This is a genomic window from Campylobacter sp. VBCF_06 NA8 (genome assembly GCF_027737825.1).
Lineage (GTDB): Bacteria > Campylobacterota > Campylobacteria > Campylobacterales > Campylobacteraceae > Campylobacter_B.
This window is the reverse complement of the sequence record NZ_JAOVUB010000001.1, coordinates 157006-173150: the sequence shown is the minus strand read 5'-3', so window position 1 is coordinate 173150 and position 16145 is coordinate 157006. Positions and strand designations below refer to the sequence as shown.

Sequence of the window (16145 nt, the reverse complement as noted above, 5' to 3'; positions counted from 1 at the left end):
CTATTTACCTCTTCTTGTTCTGCGTGGTTTTTTAGAAGCTTCTTCTGTTTTTTCAGCTTGAATTCCTTTTTGCAAAATTTCGCCTTTGAAAATCCAAACTTTAATACCGATATTTCCGTATGTAGTATGAGCCTCAGCAAAACCATAATCGATTTTTGCTCTTAGAGTGTGAAGTGGAACGCGTCCCTCTAAATACCACTCTGTGCGAGCCATTTCAGCGCCACCTAAACGGCCAGAAACTGAAATTTTAATACCTTTTGCGCCTGCTTTTTGCGCACCTTGAATTACTTTTTTCATAGCACGTCTAAATGCAACCCTGCGCTCTAATTGCATAGCTACATTTTCAGCTGCCAAAAGTGCATTAGCGCCGACTTTGCGCTCTTCTTTGATGTTTAAATTCACATCTTTATTTACTAGTTTAACAACTTCGGCTCTTAAATTCTCTACTTCGCCACCTTTTTTACCGATGATAACACCTGGGCGAGCTGCAACGATAGTTACGCGAACTTTTTTAGCTGTTCTTTCAACAAGAATTTGGCTAATTCCTGCGTAATAAAGTTTAGCTTTTAGGAATTTACGGATTTTGTAATCCTCGCCGATGTTTTCTGATAGTGTTGATTTAGCAGGAAACCATCTTGATTCCCAGTTTCTATTGATACCTAGTCTTAAACCAATCGGATTAACTTTTTGTCCCATACTACGCTTCCTTACTTGGTTTTGCTACTTCAACGCTAATGTGTGAAGTTGGCTTTCTGATTCTGCTTGCTGTTCCACGAGCGCGTGGTCTAAATCTTTTTAGAACTGGACCAGCATCTACGCGACAACTTTTTACTATAACTTCCTCTGGTTCAAAACCGCCATTAGCAACTGCGCTTGAAATAGCAGTAGCAATATATTTTGCACCACGATTTGGAGTGAATTCCAATGTAGCAAGTGCAAATTCAGCGTTCATGCCTTGAACTTGTTTTGCGATAAGTCTTGCCTTAGTCGGTGAAAGGCGAACAAATTTGATAGTTGATTTACTCATTTATTTCCCCTTATTTACCGATTTTCTTTTGAACTGAGCCTTTGTGGCCTTTGAAAGTTCTAGTAGGAGCAAACTCACCTAATTTATAACCAATGTGGTGTTCTGTAACATACACTGGGATAAAATTTTTGCCATTATGAACATTAAATGTTAGTCCAATCATATCAGGAACGATTGTGCTGCGTCTTGACCAAGTTTTAATTGGTTTGTTATCGTTAGCAGCCTTTGCAGCTACTACTTTTTTCATTACATGATCATCTACGAAAGGACCTTTTTTAAGCGATCTAGCCATTTTTATTTTCCTTTCTTTCTAGAAATTATAAGCTTATCACTAGCTTTTTTACGACGAGTTTTCGCACCTTTTGTAGGTTTGCCCCATGGAGTAACTGGGTGACGACCTGAATTTTTCTTGCCTTCACCACCACCGTGTGGGTGATCTACTGGGTTCATAGCAGAACCTCTGGTTTGTGGGCGAATTCCTCTGTGGCGATTGCGACCAGCTTTTCCTAGAACGACATTGGCCCAGTCTTCGTTACCAACAACGCCGATAGTAGCCATACACTCAGCCAAAACTCTTCTCATCTCGCCTGATGGTAAGCGTAGGATTACATATTTTTCCTCTTTACCCATTAGTTGAGCATATCCACCAGCAGATCTTGCCATTTGAGCGCCTTTGCCAGGTTTTAGCTCGATATTGTGCAAGATAGTTCCCACTGGGATACTTTTCATTTTCATTGCGTTGCCTGGTTTGATATCTAGTCCTGCCTCAGCAGAAGCAACGACATCGCCTACATTTAATTCATTTGGTCTGATGATATAGCGTTTCTCGCCATCAGCATAAGAGATCAAAGCGATTCGGCAATTTCTGTTTGGATCGTATTCGATAGCCTCTACTTTACCTGGAATTCCAAATTTTCTTCTTTTGAAATCAATAATTCTATAAAGTTTGCTAGCACCAGCTTCTTTATGGCGGCTTGTAATGCGACCATTATTGTTTCTACCAGCAGCGGCTGGGATTTTTACAAGTAGGCTTCTAACGCTTGCTTTTGCAGTGATATCATCGCTGCTAAGGCCTGTCATAAATCTTCTACTTGGAGTATATGGTTTGTATGTTTTAATCGCCATCTTACGCCTCCGCATTTTCTAGGGTTGCACCCTCTGGAAGTTTGACATAAAATTTCTTTACATCATCTCTTACGCCTAATCTTCCTCTAAATCTTTTAACTTTACCATCTTGGCGCAATGAATTTACTTTTACAGGCACGATGCCAAAGTATTCTTTCAAAACGCTTTTTAGTCCATTTTTAGTCATTGACGGACTTGTTTGGATAACAACTACGCCACTTTCTTGTAGGCCAAGAGACTTTTCTGTATAAAGTATAGTTTTGATATCTGTTATATCTGCCATTTTAGTCCTCTTTCACCAATGTTTCAAATGCAGCTTTTTCGCATACGATTGAGCTATATACTGCAACCAAATAAGCATTTACTTCGCTAGCATCAACTACATAGCAATTTTTCAAATTTCTGTATGCTAAAAGTGTTTGTGCATCTAGCTCGTTTTTAACGATTAAAGCATCTCTTACACCTAGTTTTTCGATAAATTTAGCAGCGTCTTTTGTTTTGCCGCTTTCTACGCTTAGGTTATCGAAAACATAAAATTTGCCCTCGTTTGCTTTTTCGTTCATAGCAAATTCAAGCGCAAGGCGTTTTTGTTTTTTATTGACTTTTTGCTCATAGTTTCTGTTGTTTGTCGGACCAAATGCAACCGCACCGCCAACCCAAACATTTGTTCTAGTCGAACCAGCTCTTGCACCGCCACGACCTTTTTGACGCCATGGTTTTTTGCCACCACCGCTAACTTCTGAACGACCTTTTGTTTGTGCCGTATTTGCACGAAGTGAAGCAAGGTAAGATTTTACATATAAATATAAATTGTGCGAATTTACCTCTGCATATTTTGCAGGAAGCTCGATTTCGCTAGCTTTTTCTAATTTTTCATTAAGAACGCTTACTTTACTCATTTTACTATCCTTATTCTGCCCATTGCACCATTAAATCCTGGGATAGAACCTTTTACTACCAAAATTTTATTCTCAGCATCGAAGCTTACTATCTCATTTTTAGCAGTGATTGTCTCATTGCCTGTGTGACCTGCCATTCTCATACCTGGTTGGACGCGACCTGGCCACTCGCAGTTTCCGATAGAACCTGGTCTTCTGTGGAAGCGTGAGCCGTGAGCTGCTGGACCGCCAGAAAAACCGTGGCGTTTGATAACACCTTGGAAACCTTTACCTTTTGAAGTAAAAGTAACTTTTACGATTTTAGCTGAGCTTAATACTTCTGTGCTTTGATCGCCAACCTCAGCATTTTCGACATTTAGTGTCGCGAATTTGTTAAATTCTTTGCTTAGGCTATATTTTTTCTGAATTCCTGCGATAGATTTGTTGTATGCTTTGCCGTTAGCGTAAGCTACGATAGCTTGCTTGTCGTTGCATACTTCGCAAATTTTAGTATTAATAAGCTTTAAAAGCGTTACAGGCGTGCTTTTGATGCCGACTGTTCTACTCATGCCTATTTTTTCTACGATATATTCCATACTTTAACTCCTTATTTGCCCATCGCATGAACTTCGACATTAACTTCTGGGGCTAAGTCAAGTTTAGTTAGCGAATCAACTGTATCAGGGGTTGCCGCTACGATATCTAGCATACGAGCGTGAATTCTCATCTCAAACTGCTCTCTCGAATCTTTGTTAATGTGTGGAGATTTCAAGACTGTGTAGCGTTTGATCTTCGTAGGCATTGGAACTGGACCTCTCACATCGGCGCCTGTTCTCTTGACGGCTTCTACAATTGCCGCAACTGTGCGATCTAAAACCCTATGGTCATAAGCTTTTAACTTTAACCTGATTTTTTGCATCTGCTTTCCTTAAAAAGAACTTGTCACAACGCGTGACCTTTTGCCTTAAAAACAAAAGACTGGGATTATATGAAAAAGGCAAAATTTTGTCAAGAAATTCGGTGAATTTTATAGAATTTTTTCCTTTTTATAAGGAAATATTCTGAAATTTAGAGCAAAATTTTTGAAATTTTAAAATTTTGTAAATTTTGCTGAATTTATTTCCTTTTAATAAGGAAAATTTTAAAATGCAAATTATGCAAAATTTAGAATATTTTTATGACAATCCGCCAGAAGAGGCGAAATTTATAGCCAGAAAAACCTCCATTGATACGCCCAAAACTATACTTTATGGCGCACTTGGGGCTGGGAAAAGTTTGATTTTGTTTGATTATATTTCAAATTTCAAAAAGGGCGAGTTTTTGTATCTGAATTTCGCAGATTTGCGTTATGAAATTTCAAATTTAAGCGATGAATTTGATAAAATTTTTAATTTTTTAGAGCAAAATTCGCAGATTATCGCGCTTTTTTTGGATAATTTAGATGAAATTTTGCCGTGTGAAATTTCGCATTTGCAAAATTTGCTAAACTCTGGCACCTCGCAAAATTTGCAAAGCATTATCATCTCCACGCGCAAAAGTAGCTTTGAGCTAGAAAATTTTGCAAAGCTAAAAATTACGCCACTTTGTTTTGAGGAATTTATCGCTTTCGATAAACGACACAGCGAGATAAACGCCATTATTTCGGCATTTTTCTCGCAAGGCGGGAGTGTGGGTGGCTCGCTTTTGCACTCAGCAGGGAACATAAATTCCGAACAAAATGCGCTAAAATCGGCTCTAAGCGCAAACGAGATTAAAATTTTAAAAGAGTGCGCGGCTTTCGTCGCAGCGTCATTTAGCGCGAATAAAATTTATACAAATTTAAAAGAAAAAATCCGCATTTCAAAGGACAGCGTCTATGCGACCATAGCGAAATTTGACGATGAAAATTTCATAAATTTTATCCCAAAATTTGGCGATGAAAAAGCGGCGAAAAAGATGTTTTTTTCGAATTTCAATCTCAAAGAAATTCTCGGTTTCAAAAAGGATTTTGTGAAAAAATTTTTAAACGCCGTGTATTGCGAGCTGGCAAATTTGGGCGCGCCCATTTACTACACCAAGGATTTGGATTTTTACCTGCCGAGCAGGAATTTAGGGGTCATAGTCGTGCCGTTTAGCGCGAGTGAGATTGTGTTTTTGAGATTTAAAAAGCTGATTTTAGAGCTCAAACGGCTCAAAATCACCCGCCTTGCCGTGATCTCCATGGCAAATACAGGCGCGCTTGAAATCGAGGGGATAAAGTGCGAAGTCGTGCCGTTTCACAGCTTCGCACTGGGACTTTGATTATTTTATAATGATTTTGCCTTTATTTTTTGAATTTCTCAATTGACCTGCTTCATGTGTTCCTATATACTTTTTGAATGCTATTTCGCAGTATGATGTGCTCTTGATTTCTAACTCATTTTCGTTTTTTATTGCAAAATCGACACAAATTGTATCATCCACTTTTATTGGTATTGGCAGTTTGGTCATACTTTGAATATCTGGGACAAATTTACCATGCGAGTCGTAATAATGAATAAAATCTAGCACATACTTAGATGCATTGCGTTTTAATGCTATTATTTCTCTCTCAGTGCGTTCCATATCTTCTCTTACTGCTGTTTTTGCATTTGCGCAATCCTTTGCGGTTTTTTCACTCATCCGCTCCATTTTATTGCACTCACCCACACGATCTACGGCGATGCTCCAATTAGCGGCAAAATATTCAACCGTTCTAGGGTCTTCCTCCCCGCAACCACTCAAACCAAATCCCACAGCCGCCACAAGGCTAAGAGTTAAAATTCTTTTCATATTTTTCCTTTGAAATGAAATTAAAATTTTCATTTTATCGTTTTTTTTTTTTTGTTTTGCTTAAAGTTAGCTGAAATTTTGGAATTTTATTGAATTTTAAAATTTTGCTTACGCAACCTTGTAATACTGCGCCGAAATTTTACCTTTTATTATAAATGCAAAAATTTGCATTTAAATGTCATTGCGAGGAGCTGTGAAACAGCGACGAAGCAATCCAGAAAGCAAAATAAATAGTATAACAAATAGCAAAATTTTAATTTTCATGAAATTTTAGAATTTATAGAATTTTAGAATTTCAAATTTTGCTATTTTTGTGGTTGGTAATTTAGGCTTTGTAGATTGCCACGGAATTTTGCTGGCGCAAAATCCCTCGCAATGACACTTAAAAGCGAAATATAAATTTCCTTAGATTGCTTCGCTTCGCGCCAAACTCTACTATGGCTTCGCGCTAAATTCTACTATTTCGCCCCTGCTTTGGCCTCATCTGCCTTTTTTTGACGCCTTATTTCTTTATCGCACTCGCCTAATCTCCCTAAGGCTTCCACGAAATTATCGTGAAACTCGCTCTCGCTAGATTTGCTTTCTAGCAGCGCGAACGCCTTATCTGCCTGCTCAAATTTAGCTTTTATCTCCGGCGTGATTTGCACGCCATTAGTGATTTTGTTGATATCAGAAAATATCTCGCCCCTCTTCGCCCAGACTCTTAGCTCCTCTTTTTCTATGCTGGCATACACGCTAAACATACTTGCGCTCCCTCTGCCACTATCTTTGAAAGATCTTTGGTGCAAAATATCCATAGTGCGTATCCTCATGGCGCTTTTGCACGCATACACGCCCGCTCCACTACCTTCTTTTATATATGGTGGTTCGTTTAGTCCGTTTTCGTTCATGATAAAGACCGCGCACTCGTTATCGTCGCCACAGCCCGCAAGCCCCATAGCCACGCAAACTGCAAAGCCAAATTTAAGAAATTTTTTCATTTTAATCCTTGATAAATTTATGAAATTTTGAAATTTTAAGGCAAATTTGGCGCAAATTTCGCAAAATTTACGCCAAATCAAATTTAATAAACCGAAATTTCGACCAAATTTCCGTCTGGATCGTATAGATACACGCTTTTCATCTTGCCAAGCGCGCCAGTTCGCTCCACAGGTCCTAACTCGATCACAGCGCCACGAGAGGTGATTTCGCGCGCGATTTCATCGATGTTCCCTTGCGCGATTAAGCAAAAATCAGCCGAGCCGTAGGTTTGATTTTTCGCTACGGGTAGAAATTCGGCTAGTTTTTGGTGGATATTGATTTTAGAATCTCCGAATTTCACAGCCATTTTGGCGCCGTTTTGCACGATTTCAAGCCCCAAAATTTCGCCATAAAATTTCAGCGTAGCCTCTAAATTTGCGCTTAAAATCACAAAGTGATCGATATTTTTGATTTTCACAATCTCCCCTTACGCGATAAAATCGCCGTCGAAAAGGTGTCTGACATCGCCTGATATGCACGCAGTCTCGCCACGCATTTTTACGCCGATTTTTTCGCCACTCACGCACGCCATATTTGCGTTTTCGCTCAGATTATAGTGCGCTCTGCCTGCGATATATGCGCTAGCTATGCCGGTTCCGCATGATAGCACCTCTTTTTTCGCGCCGTGTGCGTATGTGCGCACCCTAACCCCTGTGCTACTCATCTCAGCATAACTTACATTGGCATTAAATTTCTCGCTAAGCTCGGTGGCTAGGGTGTGGTTGTATGCGCTCAAATCTTTGACAAAGGTTACGACATTTGGCATACCGACCTCGTATAAATACCACATGTGCCCATTGCTCATAAATCCCTCGCCAAGGCGATTGACATTATCAAACTCGACCTCGACATTTGCCGTGATTGCGCGGTTTGAGCCCATGCCATAAATTTGACCAAAATTCGAATCTCGTTTTTTTGTGCCAAAGCTCACGCTTCTGCCTGTGTCAAATCCGCGAATTTCGCCGTTTATTACATTGGCGTCGTTTTTAAATTTCACATTTTTGCCAGATAAAAATCGCTCGTAAGCATACATACACACAACCATTGCGGCGTTTGCGCTTATCGGGCTTCTAGTGCCATCTGGGTTGTAAAACTCCACAATGATATTATTGTCGTTGCTTCCGGGGGTTTTTTGGTTGCTTAACGAAATAAATCCGTTGGCTCCAATCCCCTCTGCGCGGTTGCAAAGCACCCTAGCTAGACTGCCACGCTCGGCACTTTGTGAAAACTCGACTACTACAAAATCATTTCCGCATGCGTTATACTTTGAAAAATTCAATTTATCTCCTTTAAAAATTTTTTCACATTTTTTTCAAGTGTTATTTTATCGCTAACATTTTCTATAACAAAATTTGCGTTTGCGCGCTTAAATTCGATATCTGCTTGCAAACTAACGCGAAGCGTGGCTTGCTCACGCGTTAGTGCGTTTCGCTCCATAATGCGCGTTATAAGCAAGTCGTGTGGGGCATATACGACTACGATTTTGTCGAATTCATCGTATTTTTGGCGCTCGAAATACAGCGGAATATCGGCGAAAAATGGTTTATTTAGGTGTTCTAAAATTTCAGATTGTCTTAGAATTTCATCTTTGATTTTTGGGTGCAAGATTGCTTCTAGTTTGGCAAGCTCTGCCTTGTCGTTAAAGACCAAATCGCCTAGCTTTTTCCTGCAGATTCGCACGGATTTGCCGTCTTTTATGATGTATTCATTGCCAAAAATTTTTGAAATATCTATCCAGGATTTATCCAGTAGCTGGTGCGAGATTTCGTCTGCGTCGATGATTTGATAGCCCAAATCACGCAAAATTTTACTAACGCTAGATTTGCCAGATCCTATCGAGCCTGTGATTACATAACCATTTTTATATGCCATTTCACACCCCTTTATAGCGTTTTTATGCAATTTTAGCTAAAATAATTTAATTTTCTAATAAATCCAAAAAAAGGAAAAACCGTGATTAGCTACAAAGAAGCAGGTGTCGATATCGACGCAGGAAATGAGTTTGTGCAAAGTATAAAACCCCTAGTCAAATCCACAATGACCCCAGGCGTGATTGGCGGAATTGGCTCATTTAGCGGTGCGTTCGCACTACCAAGCGGGTATAAAAAACCAGCGATTTTGGGCGCGACAGATGGCGTAGGCACCAAACTTCGCCTAGCAATCGACACAGATAAGCTTGACGGCGTGGGTATCGATCTAGTCGCAATGTGCGTCAATGACCTCATCTGCAACTTCGCTACACCGCTATTTTTCCTAGATTATTACGCTACGGCAAAACTAGAAATCGCAAGCGCAAAACGCGTAGTAGCAGGTATCGCCGAGGGCTGCAAAATGGCTAAGTGTGCGCTAATCGGTGGTGAGACAGCCGAAATGCCGTCGATGTATGAGGGCAAAGATTTCGATTTGGCTGGTTTTGCCGTAGGAATCGCTGAACAAGACGAGATAGATCGCACGAAATTTGTAGAGCGTGGCGATGTTTTAATTGCTTTGCCAAGTAGCGGACTGCACTCAAACGGCTTTTCGCTAGCGCGCAGAGTAGTTAGCGAGCTAGGGCTGAAATTTGACGAGAAAATCGGCGAAAAAACCCTAATCGACACGCTTTTAGAGCCGACTAGAATTTATGTAAAAGAGTTTTTGGCACTGAAAGATAAAATTCACGCCTGCGCACATATCACGGGTGGTGGTTTGGTAGAAAATCTACCTCGTGTATTCCCTGCTGGGCTTGGTGCGAAAATCGAGAAAAACGCAATCAAAACGCCTGAGATTTTTAAAATTTTAGCCAAAAAGGTAGAAGCTAGCGAAATGGAGCGCACATTTAATAACGGCGTGGGTTTGGTGTTAGTCGCACCGAAGGCTAACGCTGATTTTGTGTTAGCTAACACTGACGGATATGTTATCGGCGAAGTATGCGAGGGAAATGGCGTAATAATGGCGTAAATCACGCGCTAACAAAGGCTAACAAATTTATGAAAAATTTCGTTTTTTGTTTGGTTTTGTGTGTTAGTGCGTTTGCTAACACACAATTTTCAGGGCTCGAAAAAGAGTGCGAGGCTGGGAATTTAGATAAATGCTTTGAGTTGGCGACAAATTTAGGAAATAGTTGCGATAAAACCAAAAATTTTGAAGTTGGCGCAAAAGCCATAAAATACTATGAAAAAATATGTAATTCGGATGAAACCTTTTTTTATGGCGCTTGCCTGAGGTTAGCAGGTATTTACATAAGAGGCAATTGCACACAGAAAAATTCAGCAAAAGCACTAAAATATCTAAAACTATGTTGCGATAAAGAGCATGCCGATAATGCTTGCAGTGTTTATCAAAGAGGTTTGGCATCAGTCGAACATTTCAGAAGCAAGTGTAAAAACGGCGAACAAAGTGCCTGCGAGTGGCTAAAATCAAATGGATATTAAATTAAATGTTGGCGAAATTTTAAAATTCCGCCAACATTTTAAACTATTTTGCTAGATCAAAAATCTCTTTCACAGCTTTTGCGTCGTATTGTGGTAAGCCCCATTTTGGCGCGTCTCGCACGATTATTTCCATGACTTCGCCCACATTAGCTTCACCAATTTTTACCCCGCCAAGCGTAGTTGGAGTGCCGATTTTATCAAACCACGCTTTAAGTGCGTCAATTCCAGCCTCTGCGCTATCAAGCCCAAAAATTTCTTTGGCAAAGCGCGCAAATTTGGCTTCATTATTTTTCTTATACCATTTCATCCACGCTGGCATTATCACGCTTAGCCCCGCTCCGTGCGCACAATCGACCACCGCGCTCATTGCGTGTTCTAGCATGTGATTTGGGTAGCTATAACCGCTCACGCCCACATAAGTTAGTCCATTTAGTGCCATTGTCGCAGCCCACGCGAAATCGCCCCTAGCCTCGTAATCATCAGGGTTTTTAAGCAAAATTTCGGTTGTTTTCATAACGGTTTTGATGTTTGCTTCAATATACATATCGATGATTTCAGGGTGTTTTGTGGCTGTGAAATAGCCCTCGATTGAGTGTGCAATGATATCGCTAGCCGAATACACCAAATATTCAGGCGTTACGGTAGCTTGAAGCTCTGGGTTTATGACTGAAACTTTTGGGAACAAAGCTGGGCCATCTATGCCAAATTTTTGCTTTGTCGCTTCGTTTGTGACTACGCCGCCTCTATTCATCTCAGAACCAGTCGCGGCAAGTGTGATAATGTCAAAAATCATAAGTGCTTTTTGAACCTCTTTTGCGAAGAAAAAGTCCCACACATCGCCCTCATAGCACGCTCCTGCTGCGATTGCCTTACAGCTATCTAGCACGCTTCCGCCACCGATTGCTAGCACGCTATCTGCGCCGAAATCTTTCGCGATTTTCACGCCCTCATGGACTTTGCTAAGCACTGGGTTGCTTTTGACCCCGCCAAGTTCGGCGTATTCTATGCCGTGCGCTTTGAGCGAATTTATGGCTGTATCGAAAAGCCCAGATTTTTTCACTCTATCGCTTCCATAAACGACAAGCGCCTTTTTCGCGCCGTATTTTGCCATATACTCGCCGATATTTTTCTCTTTGCCCTTGCCAAATTCGACCTGCACAGGGTTTTTAAAACTGAAATTTTCCATAATTCTCCTTTAAAAAATTTCGCACATTATAACCGAATTTACAAAATTCTTATAGACAAATTTTACAAATTTATTGCCTAATTCTGCAAAATTTAAAATTATTTGCTAAAATAAATCAAAATTTCAAAAGGGGTAAAAATGAAAGATAAAAACAAAATTTTAGATGAAATTGCAAATTTTATTGATAAAAATTATCCAAATTATGGCATTATAGATACACAAATCGAGCAGATTAAATTTTACCGTGCGGACGAAACTACCGAGTTTCGCAGCGGAATTTACAAGCCTAGTATCTGTATCGCTCTACGCGGAAACAAGCTAGTTAAATTTAACGGCAAAGAGTATTTTTATAACAAAGACCAATTCATGCTCACCCCTACTCACATACCGATTTCGGGCAGGGTTACGCAATGCCCACTTTTGTCAATTATTGTCGAATTTAAAGTCGATGATTTGGCAGAGGCGATCAAAAACATAAATTTCACCCCGTCGAAAAAAAAGCTAAAAGAGAGCCTATATGTGAGCAAAATCGGCTTCGATTTGGCTGATTCTATCGCTAGGCTGGTGCATTTGCTAGAACGAGGTGGCGCGCACAGCGAGTATTTGGTAAATCTATCGGTAAAAGAGGTTTTGTATTCGCTGATGAGTGGCGATGAAGGGGCTGCGAATTTCTTATACAAATTTATCCTAAACGGCACCATGCAAAACCAAATCGCACACGCTATCAGCGAGATTTCAGCGCATTTTAACGAAGCGATAAATATGAGCGATTTGGCTGAAAAAATCGGCATTAGCGTTTCGTCTTTTTACCATAATTTCAAAAAATTTACCGCCCTTTCGCCACTAGAATTTCAAAAGCGAATTAGGCTAGAAGAGGCGAAATTTATGCTTCTAAATACCACGACTTCGGTCTCGCAAGTGGCGTTTGATGTGGGCTATGAGAGCACAAGTCAGTTTAGCAGAGAATACGCGCGCATGTATGGACTGCCCCCAAAAGCGCATATCCAAACGCTAAAAGAATTGACGCTAAGCTAAAATCGGTGTAATTTAAAATCGTATAAAAAAATGGTGTCAAGAGAGAGACTTGAACTCTCGACCTCCGGCTTATGAGACCAGCGCTCTAACCAGCTGAGCTACCTTGACACATTGTAGGAAAAATGGAGTTTATCCAAATTTTACTTATATAAAATTTAAAAAACGCAAAATTTTAAATATAATTTATGCTAAAATAGCAAAATTTCATTTTCAAAGGGAAAATATGGGCGGTTTTACTATTTTTTTAATCATTGTTGCCGTTTTGATTTTTAGCATTATTGGGATTTATAACTCTTTGATTGCCAAGCGAAATCAGGTCGCAAATATCGCTTCTAGCGTCGATACACAGCTCAAAAAACGCTATGATTTAATCCCAAATTTAGTCACTACCCTTAAAGCATATTTGACACACGAGCGCGAAGTTTTGACCAAAATTTCAACCCTACGAAGCGAAGCAATGAATACCACAAACAATACACAAAAATTCGCCCTAAACGCCGAACTCTCGCGCACTCTTGGCTCGCTAAAAATCGCTGTGGAAAACTACCCAGAGCTAAAAGCCAACGAAAATGTCCTTCATCTCCAAGCCACGCTAAGCGAAGTCGAGGAGCAAATCAGCGCAGCCAGACGCGCTTACAACGGCGCAGTTATGGTGTATAACAACGCATGCGAAATGTTTCCCACAAACCTCATCGCTAGCTTTTTTCACTTCAAAAAAAGCGAATTTTTCGCCGCCGATGAGAGCGAAAAACAGGCGCCAAATTTATCAGAAATGCTAAAATAATGGAAAAAATTTTAAAATTTAAAAACGAAGAAATTATCCAGAATTTGGAAATTTTAGAAAAAAAGCGCGCAAAAATCGCCAAAAATTTACGCATTTTAAAGGTCGCTTCATTTGCGCTCATTTTCGTCCTGCTCCCCGTTTTGCTACGATTTGTGCCTGATTTACTCATTTCTAGCATAATTTGCGTTTTTGCCTCGCTTATGTTTTTTAGCATTTCGCACGCTAGGCTTATAACGCCCTTTAACGCGCGCTTTAAAGACGAAATCCTAAGCCTAATCGCCAAAGACGAAAATTTAAGCTACGAGCGCAAGAGATTTTTCGAATTCGCCGAATTTAACGCACCCGGGTTTTATGAAAGCGGTTTTAGCGTGTATAGGGGCGATGATTTTTTCGCTGGCGAAATCGAGGGCGTGAGGGCGCAGTTTTGCGATATTTATCTTGCCAAACAAACACAAACAAACACTAACCAAAAACAAACGCCCAAGCTAACAACTCTGTTTTATGGCATAACGCTTATAGCCGAATTTAACCAAAATTTCGCCTCCACGCTCCATGTCATCGACACTAACGCCAAAGCTAACTCACACCTAAAACGCGTTAGTATGGATAACGCTGAGTTTGAGCAGTATTTCCGCACATATTCAAATGATCCTATCAGCGCACATTACATACTAACGCCCAAATTTATGGAGCAATTGATCGCACTTAGGGATTATTTCAAAGCTCCACTTAGCCTAGCGTGTGAGGGAGGCAAAATTTGGCTATATATCGCGCTTGGTAAAAACAGCTTCGAGCCAAATATTTCACACCCGCTCCTTGGCGAAAACTCCCCAGCCGTCACGCTAAAAAAGGAGTTGGAAAAATTTAAAATTTTGGCTAAAATTTTGAAAAATAATCAAAAAGCATTTGTGGAGAAAATATGAGTATAGTATCGTTTGAGCTGAAAAAAAAGACGATTTTAGAAAGTGAAGTGAGCGCGAAAAAACGGCTAATTATCGTCGTTTGCGTGGTTTGTGCGCTGGCGTTTTTGATTTTAAGTGGCGGATATTCGCTGAAATTTAAAATCATTTTGGGCTGTTTGATTGGTATTTGCGGGATTTTGGCGCACTCGTATTTTGACAAAAACCAGAAACAGCACTTCTCGGCCCTGCTCGACAAGGCGTTTGACAATGAAATTTTGCTCTGGATCGCCAAGGAAACTGGGCTTACTTTTAAGCCATTTGGCGCATTTTTTTTAGAGGATTTAAACTCGCTTCCGATTAAAAAAGACGCTAACACATGCGTTTGCAAACGATCACTAGTAGGCAAAGTAGGTGAAATCGAGGCGAAATTTGGCGACGCTGCGCTAACACGGGCTAAGGGGCGCAAAAAAAGTTTGTTAGGGCTTGATAAATTCGAGTGGGGGCGCATAAATGACGGCAAAATTTACACTGGATTTATAGCGAAATTTGACTATCCACTCGCCTTTGCTAGCGATTTTTCGGCGATTGGCAAGGGTGAGTTTATGCTCCAAACCCCGCACCTCAAACTCCAAAAGGCAAATATCGCCAAGTCCGATATTTTCGACATTTACGCCGGCGAGAATTTTGACAGCGAGGTTTTAAAAGACGGCAAAATCCTAACCACGCTCGAACTCATCAGCATTAGCCTAAACTCCCCAGTGCAAATGCACGCTGTGAGCAACTCCGTATTTATCGCGGTTTCGAACGACACGCTCTTTACTCGCATAGACACGAACCAAAACGCAAATGTGATTTTAAGCATAAATATGATGATAGAAATCGCGCGAAATCTCGCACCCTTCGCCACTAGCGAAATTAAAGCGAGCGAAGAGCCAAAGATTACGGCTTTGCTAAACGAAATGCGCTCTTAGCGAAATTTAGCTTTTAAATTTAGGGTAAATTCGAGCGCTGAAATTTAGCCTTCTAATTTCACGGCAAATTCGCCAAATTCGGCTTTTGTCGCAGTCGCTAAATCGTTTGGATTTAGCCAAATTTGTTTGCCCCGCACTCCTGCACTAACGCAAATTTGCGTTTGCGTTAGTGCGCGTGAGTCGATAAATGTGCGAAAGTGCTTTTTCATGCCAAGCGGCGAGCAACCGCCCCTAACATAGCCTGTGATTTTTGTTAGCTCTTTTAGGTTCATTAGTTCAGCTCGTTTTACTTTCGCAATTCTAGCTAACGCCTTTAAATCAAGGTTTAAATCGCCTTGCAAACACGCCGTGATATATTCGTTTCCGCACTCGCAAACTATCGTTTTATAGACCTGCTCTATTGGCTTTTGGCACGAATTTGCCACATGCACGGCGTCAAGGTTGTTTTCATCTACTTCGTATTCTAGGATTTCATAAGGAATTTTAAGCCCGTCAAGTATGCGACAAGCGTTTGTTTTTTCTATTTTTTTGGACATTTTTACTCGCAAATCTTACAAACTTCAATCCAACCGTTTGAATTTGAGTATTTTTCAAGTTCGGCGATTGTCATTTTAACGGCACTATTTGAGCTTCCACAGGCTGGATAAACGCTGGAAAAACGCCTAAGCGAACTATCTAGGAAAACTTCCACGCCGTCATTTATGCCAAAGGGGCAAACTCCGCCGATTTCGTGTCCGACTAACTTTACCACCATTTCGGGGCTTAGCATTTTAGCCTTTGTGCCAAAGTGAGCTTTGAATTTTTGATTGTCGATTTTGGTATCCCCTGCCGTTACGATTAAAATCGTCCTGCCCTTTAAATCAAACGACAGCGTTTTTGCGATTTCGCAAGGTTCGCAACCCACAGCCTTTGCCGCCAAATCCACTGTGGCAGACGATACTTCAAATTCCAAAATTTTGTTTTTTATGCCGTTAGTTTTAAAATATTCTCTAACCTTATCGATTGCCATAAATTCCC

At 40.5% G+C, this 16145-nt stretch carries 22 protein-coding genes, 1 tRNA gene and 1 pseudogene; 7 read left to right on the top strand and 17 right to left on the bottom strand.

Annotated elements, in window-relative coordinates; translation table 11 throughout:
* The 8 genes and pseudogenes from rpsC to rpsJ form a co-directional block, all read right to left on the bottom strand.
* A complete protein-coding gene (gene rpsC, locus OFO10_RS00990) occupies positions 1-696 on the bottom strand; it encodes a 30S ribosomal protein S3 (protein ID WP_270858572.1) in 696 nt (231 codons plus the stop codon).
* A gap of 19 nt (positions 697-715) precedes the next feature.
* Positions 716-1027, bottom strand: a pseudogene (rplV, locus tag OFO10_RS00985) (50S ribosomal protein L22); the annotation flags it as partial.
* A gap of 10 nt (positions 1028-1037) precedes the next feature.
* Positions 1038-1319, bottom strand: a complete 282-nt coding sequence (gene rpsS / locus OFO10_RS00980) for a 30S ribosomal protein S19 (protein WP_270858573.1) — start codon at positions 1317-1319, stop codon at positions 1038-1040.
* A gap of 2 nt (positions 1320-1321) precedes the next feature.
* Positions 1322-2152, bottom strand: a complete 831-nt coding sequence (gene rplB, locus OFO10_RS00975) for a 50S ribosomal protein L2 (protein ID WP_270858574.1) — start codon at positions 2150-2152, stop codon at positions 1322-1324.
* A gap of 1 nt (position 2153) precedes the next feature.
* Positions 2154-2435, bottom strand: coding sequence for a 50S ribosomal protein L23 (locus OFO10_RS00970; protein WP_270858575.1), 282 nt, complete (start codon positions 2433-2435; stop codon positions 2154-2156).
* A 1-nt stretch (position 2436) separates the two neighbouring features.
* A complete protein-coding gene (gene rplD, locus OFO10_RS00965) occupies positions 2437-3051 on the bottom strand; it encodes a 50S ribosomal protein L4 (RefSeq protein ID WP_270858576.1) in 615 nt (204 codons plus the stop codon).
* Positions 3048-3626, bottom strand: coding sequence for a 50S ribosomal protein L3 (rplC, locus tag OFO10_RS00960; RefSeq protein WP_270858577.1), 579 nt, complete (start codon positions 3624-3626; stop codon positions 3048-3050). The genes rplD and rplC overlap by 4 nt, the downstream gene beginning before the upstream one ends.
* A gap of 11 nt (positions 3627-3637) precedes the next feature.
* Positions 3638-3949 (bottom strand): 30S ribosomal protein S10, encoded by a 312-nt coding sequence (gene rpsJ, locus OFO10_RS00955; RefSeq protein ID WP_270858578.1) that lies wholly within the window; start codon positions 3947-3949, stop codon positions 3638-3640.
* A gap of 227 nt (positions 3950-4176) precedes the next feature.
* Between rpsJ and OFO10_RS00950 the strand changes: the two genes are divergently transcribed.
* Entirely contained in the window at positions 4177-5310 is a 1134-nt protein-coding gene (locus OFO10_RS00950) for an AAA family ATPase (RefSeq protein ID WP_270865756.1), read from the top strand.
* On the opposite strand, the gene OFO10_RS00945 is transcribed toward OFO10_RS00950, so the two are convergent.
* From OFO10_RS00945 to coaE, 5 genes are all read right to left on the bottom strand, one after another.
* Positions 5311-5820, bottom strand: coding sequence for an EexN family lipoprotein (locus OFO10_RS00945; RefSeq protein WP_270865755.1), 510 nt, complete (start codon positions 5818-5820; stop codon positions 5311-5313).
* 458 nt (positions 5821-6278) lie between these two features.
* Positions 6279-6800 (bottom strand): hypothetical protein, encoded by a 522-nt coding sequence (locus tag OFO10_RS00940; protein WP_270865754.1) that lies wholly within the window; start codon positions 6798-6800, stop codon positions 6279-6281.
* A gap of 83 nt (positions 6801-6883) precedes the next feature.
* Complete coding sequence (locus OFO10_RS00935) at positions 6884-7258, bottom strand: VOC family protein (protein WP_270864697.1); 375 nt, start codon at positions 7256-7258, stop codon at positions 6884-6886.
* Between the two features lie 9 nt (positions 7259-7267).
* Positions 7268-8119 carry a diaminopimelate epimerase gene (locus OFO10_RS00930; protein ID WP_270865753.1) on the bottom strand — a complete coding sequence of 284 codons (852 nt, stop codon included), beginning with the start codon at positions 8117-8119 and terminating at the stop codon, positions 7268-7270.
* Positions 8116-8712, bottom strand: a complete 597-nt coding sequence (gene coaE, locus OFO10_RS00925; RefSeq protein ID WP_270865752.1) for a dephospho-CoA kinase — start codon at positions 8710-8712, stop codon at positions 8116-8118. The genes OFO10_RS00930 and coaE overlap by 4 nt, the downstream gene beginning before the upstream one ends.
* 81 nt (positions 8713-8793) lie before the next feature.
* On the opposite strand from coaE, the gene purM reads away from it, so the two are divergent.
* Entirely contained in the window at positions 8794-9777 is a 984-nt protein-coding gene (gene purM / locus OFO10_RS00920) for a phosphoribosylformylglycinamidine cyclo-ligase (protein ID WP_270858585.1), read from the top strand.
* A gap of 29 nt (positions 9778-9806) precedes the next feature.
* Positions 9807-10250 carry a hypothetical protein gene (locus tag OFO10_RS00915; RefSeq protein ID WP_270865751.1) on the top strand — a complete coding sequence of 148 codons (444 nt, stop codon included), beginning with the start codon at positions 9807-9809 and terminating at the stop codon, positions 10248-10250.
* Between the two features lie 43 nt (positions 10251-10293).
* On the opposite strand, the gene OFO10_RS00910 is transcribed toward OFO10_RS00915, so the two are convergent.
* Positions 10294-11436 (bottom strand): iron-containing alcohol dehydrogenase, encoded by a 1143-nt coding sequence (locus OFO10_RS00910; RefSeq protein ID WP_270865750.1) that lies wholly within the window; start codon positions 11434-11436, stop codon positions 10294-10296.
* Positions 11437-11574: 138 nt separating this feature from the next.
* On the opposite strand from OFO10_RS00910, the gene OFO10_RS00905 reads away from it, so the two are divergent.
* Positions 11575-12471: an AraC family transcriptional regulator gene (locus OFO10_RS00905; protein ID WP_270865749.1), complete on the top strand. Its 897-nt coding sequence runs from the start codon at positions 11575-11577 to the stop codon at positions 12469-12471.
* 31 nt (positions 12472-12502) lie between these two features.
* On the opposite strand, the gene OFO10_RS00900 is transcribed toward OFO10_RS00905, so the two are convergent.
* Positions 12503-12579, bottom strand: a tRNA-Met gene (locus OFO10_RS00900).
* Positions 12580-12694: 115 nt separating this feature from the next.
* On the opposite strand from OFO10_RS00900, the gene OFO10_RS00895 reads away from it, so the two are divergent.
* From OFO10_RS00895 to OFO10_RS00885, 3 genes are read left to right on the top strand one after another with little or no spacing between them, the layout of a single operon-like run.
* Positions 12695-13255 carry a LemA family protein gene (locus OFO10_RS00895; protein ID WP_270865748.1) on the top strand — a complete coding sequence of 187 codons (561 nt, stop codon included), beginning with the start codon at positions 12695-12697 and terminating at the stop codon, positions 13253-13255.
* A complete protein-coding gene (locus OFO10_RS00890) occupies positions 13255-14178 on the top strand; it encodes a DUF3137 domain-containing protein (protein WP_270865747.1) in 924 nt (307 codons plus the stop codon). The genes OFO10_RS00895 and OFO10_RS00890 overlap by 1 nt, the downstream gene beginning before the upstream one ends.
* Positions 14175-15128 carry a hypothetical protein gene (locus tag OFO10_RS00885; RefSeq protein WP_270865746.1) on the top strand — a complete coding sequence of 318 codons (954 nt, stop codon included), beginning with the start codon at positions 14175-14177 and terminating at the stop codon, positions 15126-15128. Before OFO10_RS00890 ends, OFO10_RS00885 begins: the two co-directional genes overlap by 4 nt.
* A gap of 44 nt (positions 15129-15172) precedes the next feature.
* On the opposite strand, the gene ybaK is transcribed toward OFO10_RS00885, so the two are convergent.
* Entirely contained in the window at positions 15173-15664 is a 492-nt protein-coding gene (gene ybaK, locus OFO10_RS00880) for a Cys-tRNA(Pro) deacylase (RefSeq protein ID WP_270865745.1), read from the bottom strand.
* A 2-nt stretch (positions 15665-15666) separates the two neighbouring features.
* Positions 15667-16137 carry a YbaK/EbsC family protein gene (locus OFO10_RS00875; protein ID WP_270865744.1) on the bottom strand — a complete coding sequence of 157 codons (471 nt, stop codon included), beginning with the start codon at positions 16135-16137 and terminating at the stop codon, positions 15667-15669.
* Between the last annotated feature and the right edge of the window lie 8 nt (positions 16138-16145).

What these genes read in the sequence shown, in the direction of transcription:
- rpsC (WP_270858572.1), bottom strand. Translation starts at nt 696, where the DNA reads ATGGGACAAAAAGTTAATCCGATTGGTTTAAGACTAGGTATCAATAGA.
- rpsS (WP_270858573.1), bottom strand. Translation starts at nt 1,319, where the DNA reads ATGGCTAGATCGCTTAAAAAAGGTCCTTTCGTAGATGATCATGTAATG.
- rplB (WP_270858574.1), bottom strand. Translation starts at nt 2,152, where the DNA reads ATGGCGATTAAAACATACAAACCATATACTCCAAGTAGAAGATTTATG.
- OFO10_RS00970 (WP_270858575.1), bottom strand. Translation starts at nt 2,435, where the DNA reads ATGGCAGATATAACAGATATCAAAACTATACTTTATACAGAAAAGTCT.
- rplD (WP_270858576.1), bottom strand. Translation starts at nt 3,051, where the DNA reads ATGAGTAAAGTAAGCGTTCTTAATGAAAAATTAGAAAAAGCTAGCGAA.
- rplC (WP_270858577.1), bottom strand. Translation starts at nt 3,626, where the DNA reads ATGGAATATATCGTAGAAAAAATAGGCATGAGTAGAACAGTCGGCATC.
- rpsJ (WP_270858578.1), bottom strand. Translation starts at nt 3,949, where the DNA reads ATGCAAAAAATCAGGTTAAAGTTAAAAGCTTATGACCATAGGGTTTTA.
- OFO10_RS00950 (WP_270865756.1), top strand. Translation starts at nt 4,177, where the DNA reads ATGCAAATTATGCAAAATTTAGAATATTTTTATGACAATCCGCCAGAA.
- OFO10_RS00945 (WP_270865755.1), bottom strand. Translation starts at nt 5,820, where the DNA reads ATGAAAAGAATTTTAACTCTTAGCCTTGTGGCGGCTGTGGGATTTGGT.
- OFO10_RS00940 (WP_270865754.1), bottom strand. Translation starts at nt 6,800, where the DNA reads ATGAAAAAATTTCTTAAATTTGGCTTTGCAGTTTGCGTGGCTATGGGG.
- coaE (WP_270865752.1), bottom strand. Translation starts at nt 8,712, where the DNA reads ATGGCATATAAAAATGGTTATGTAATCACAGGCTCGATAGGATCTGGC.
- OFO10_RS00915 (WP_270865751.1), top strand. Translation starts at nt 9,807, where the DNA reads ATGAAAAATTTCGTTTTTTGTTTGGTTTTGTGTGTTAGTGCGTTTGCT.
- OFO10_RS00910 (WP_270865750.1), bottom strand. Translation starts at nt 11,436, where the DNA reads ATGGAAAATTTCAGTTTTAAAAACCCTGTGCAGGTCGAATTTGGCAAG.
- OFO10_RS00905 (WP_270865749.1), top strand. Translation starts at nt 11,575, where the DNA reads ATGAAAGATAAAAACAAAATTTTAGATGAAATTGCAAATTTTATTGAT.
- OFO10_RS00895 (WP_270865748.1), top strand. Translation starts at nt 12,695, where the DNA reads ATGGGCGGTTTTACTATTTTTTTAATCATTGTTGCCGTTTTGATTTTT.
- OFO10_RS00890 (WP_270865747.1), top strand. Translation starts at nt 13,255, where the DNA reads ATGGAAAAAATTTTAAAATTTAAAAACGAAGAAATTATCCAGAATTTG.
- OFO10_RS00885 (WP_270865746.1), top strand. Translation starts at nt 14,175, where the DNA reads ATGAGTATAGTATCGTTTGAGCTGAAAAAAAAGACGATTTTAGAAAGT.
- ybaK (WP_270865745.1), bottom strand. Translation starts at nt 15,664, where the DNA reads ATGTCCAAAAAAATAGAAAAAACAAACGCTTGTCGCATACTTGACGGG.
- OFO10_RS00875 (WP_270865744.1), bottom strand. Translation starts at nt 16,137, where the DNA reads ATGGCAATCGATAAGGTTAGAGAATATTTTAAAACTAACGGCATAAAA.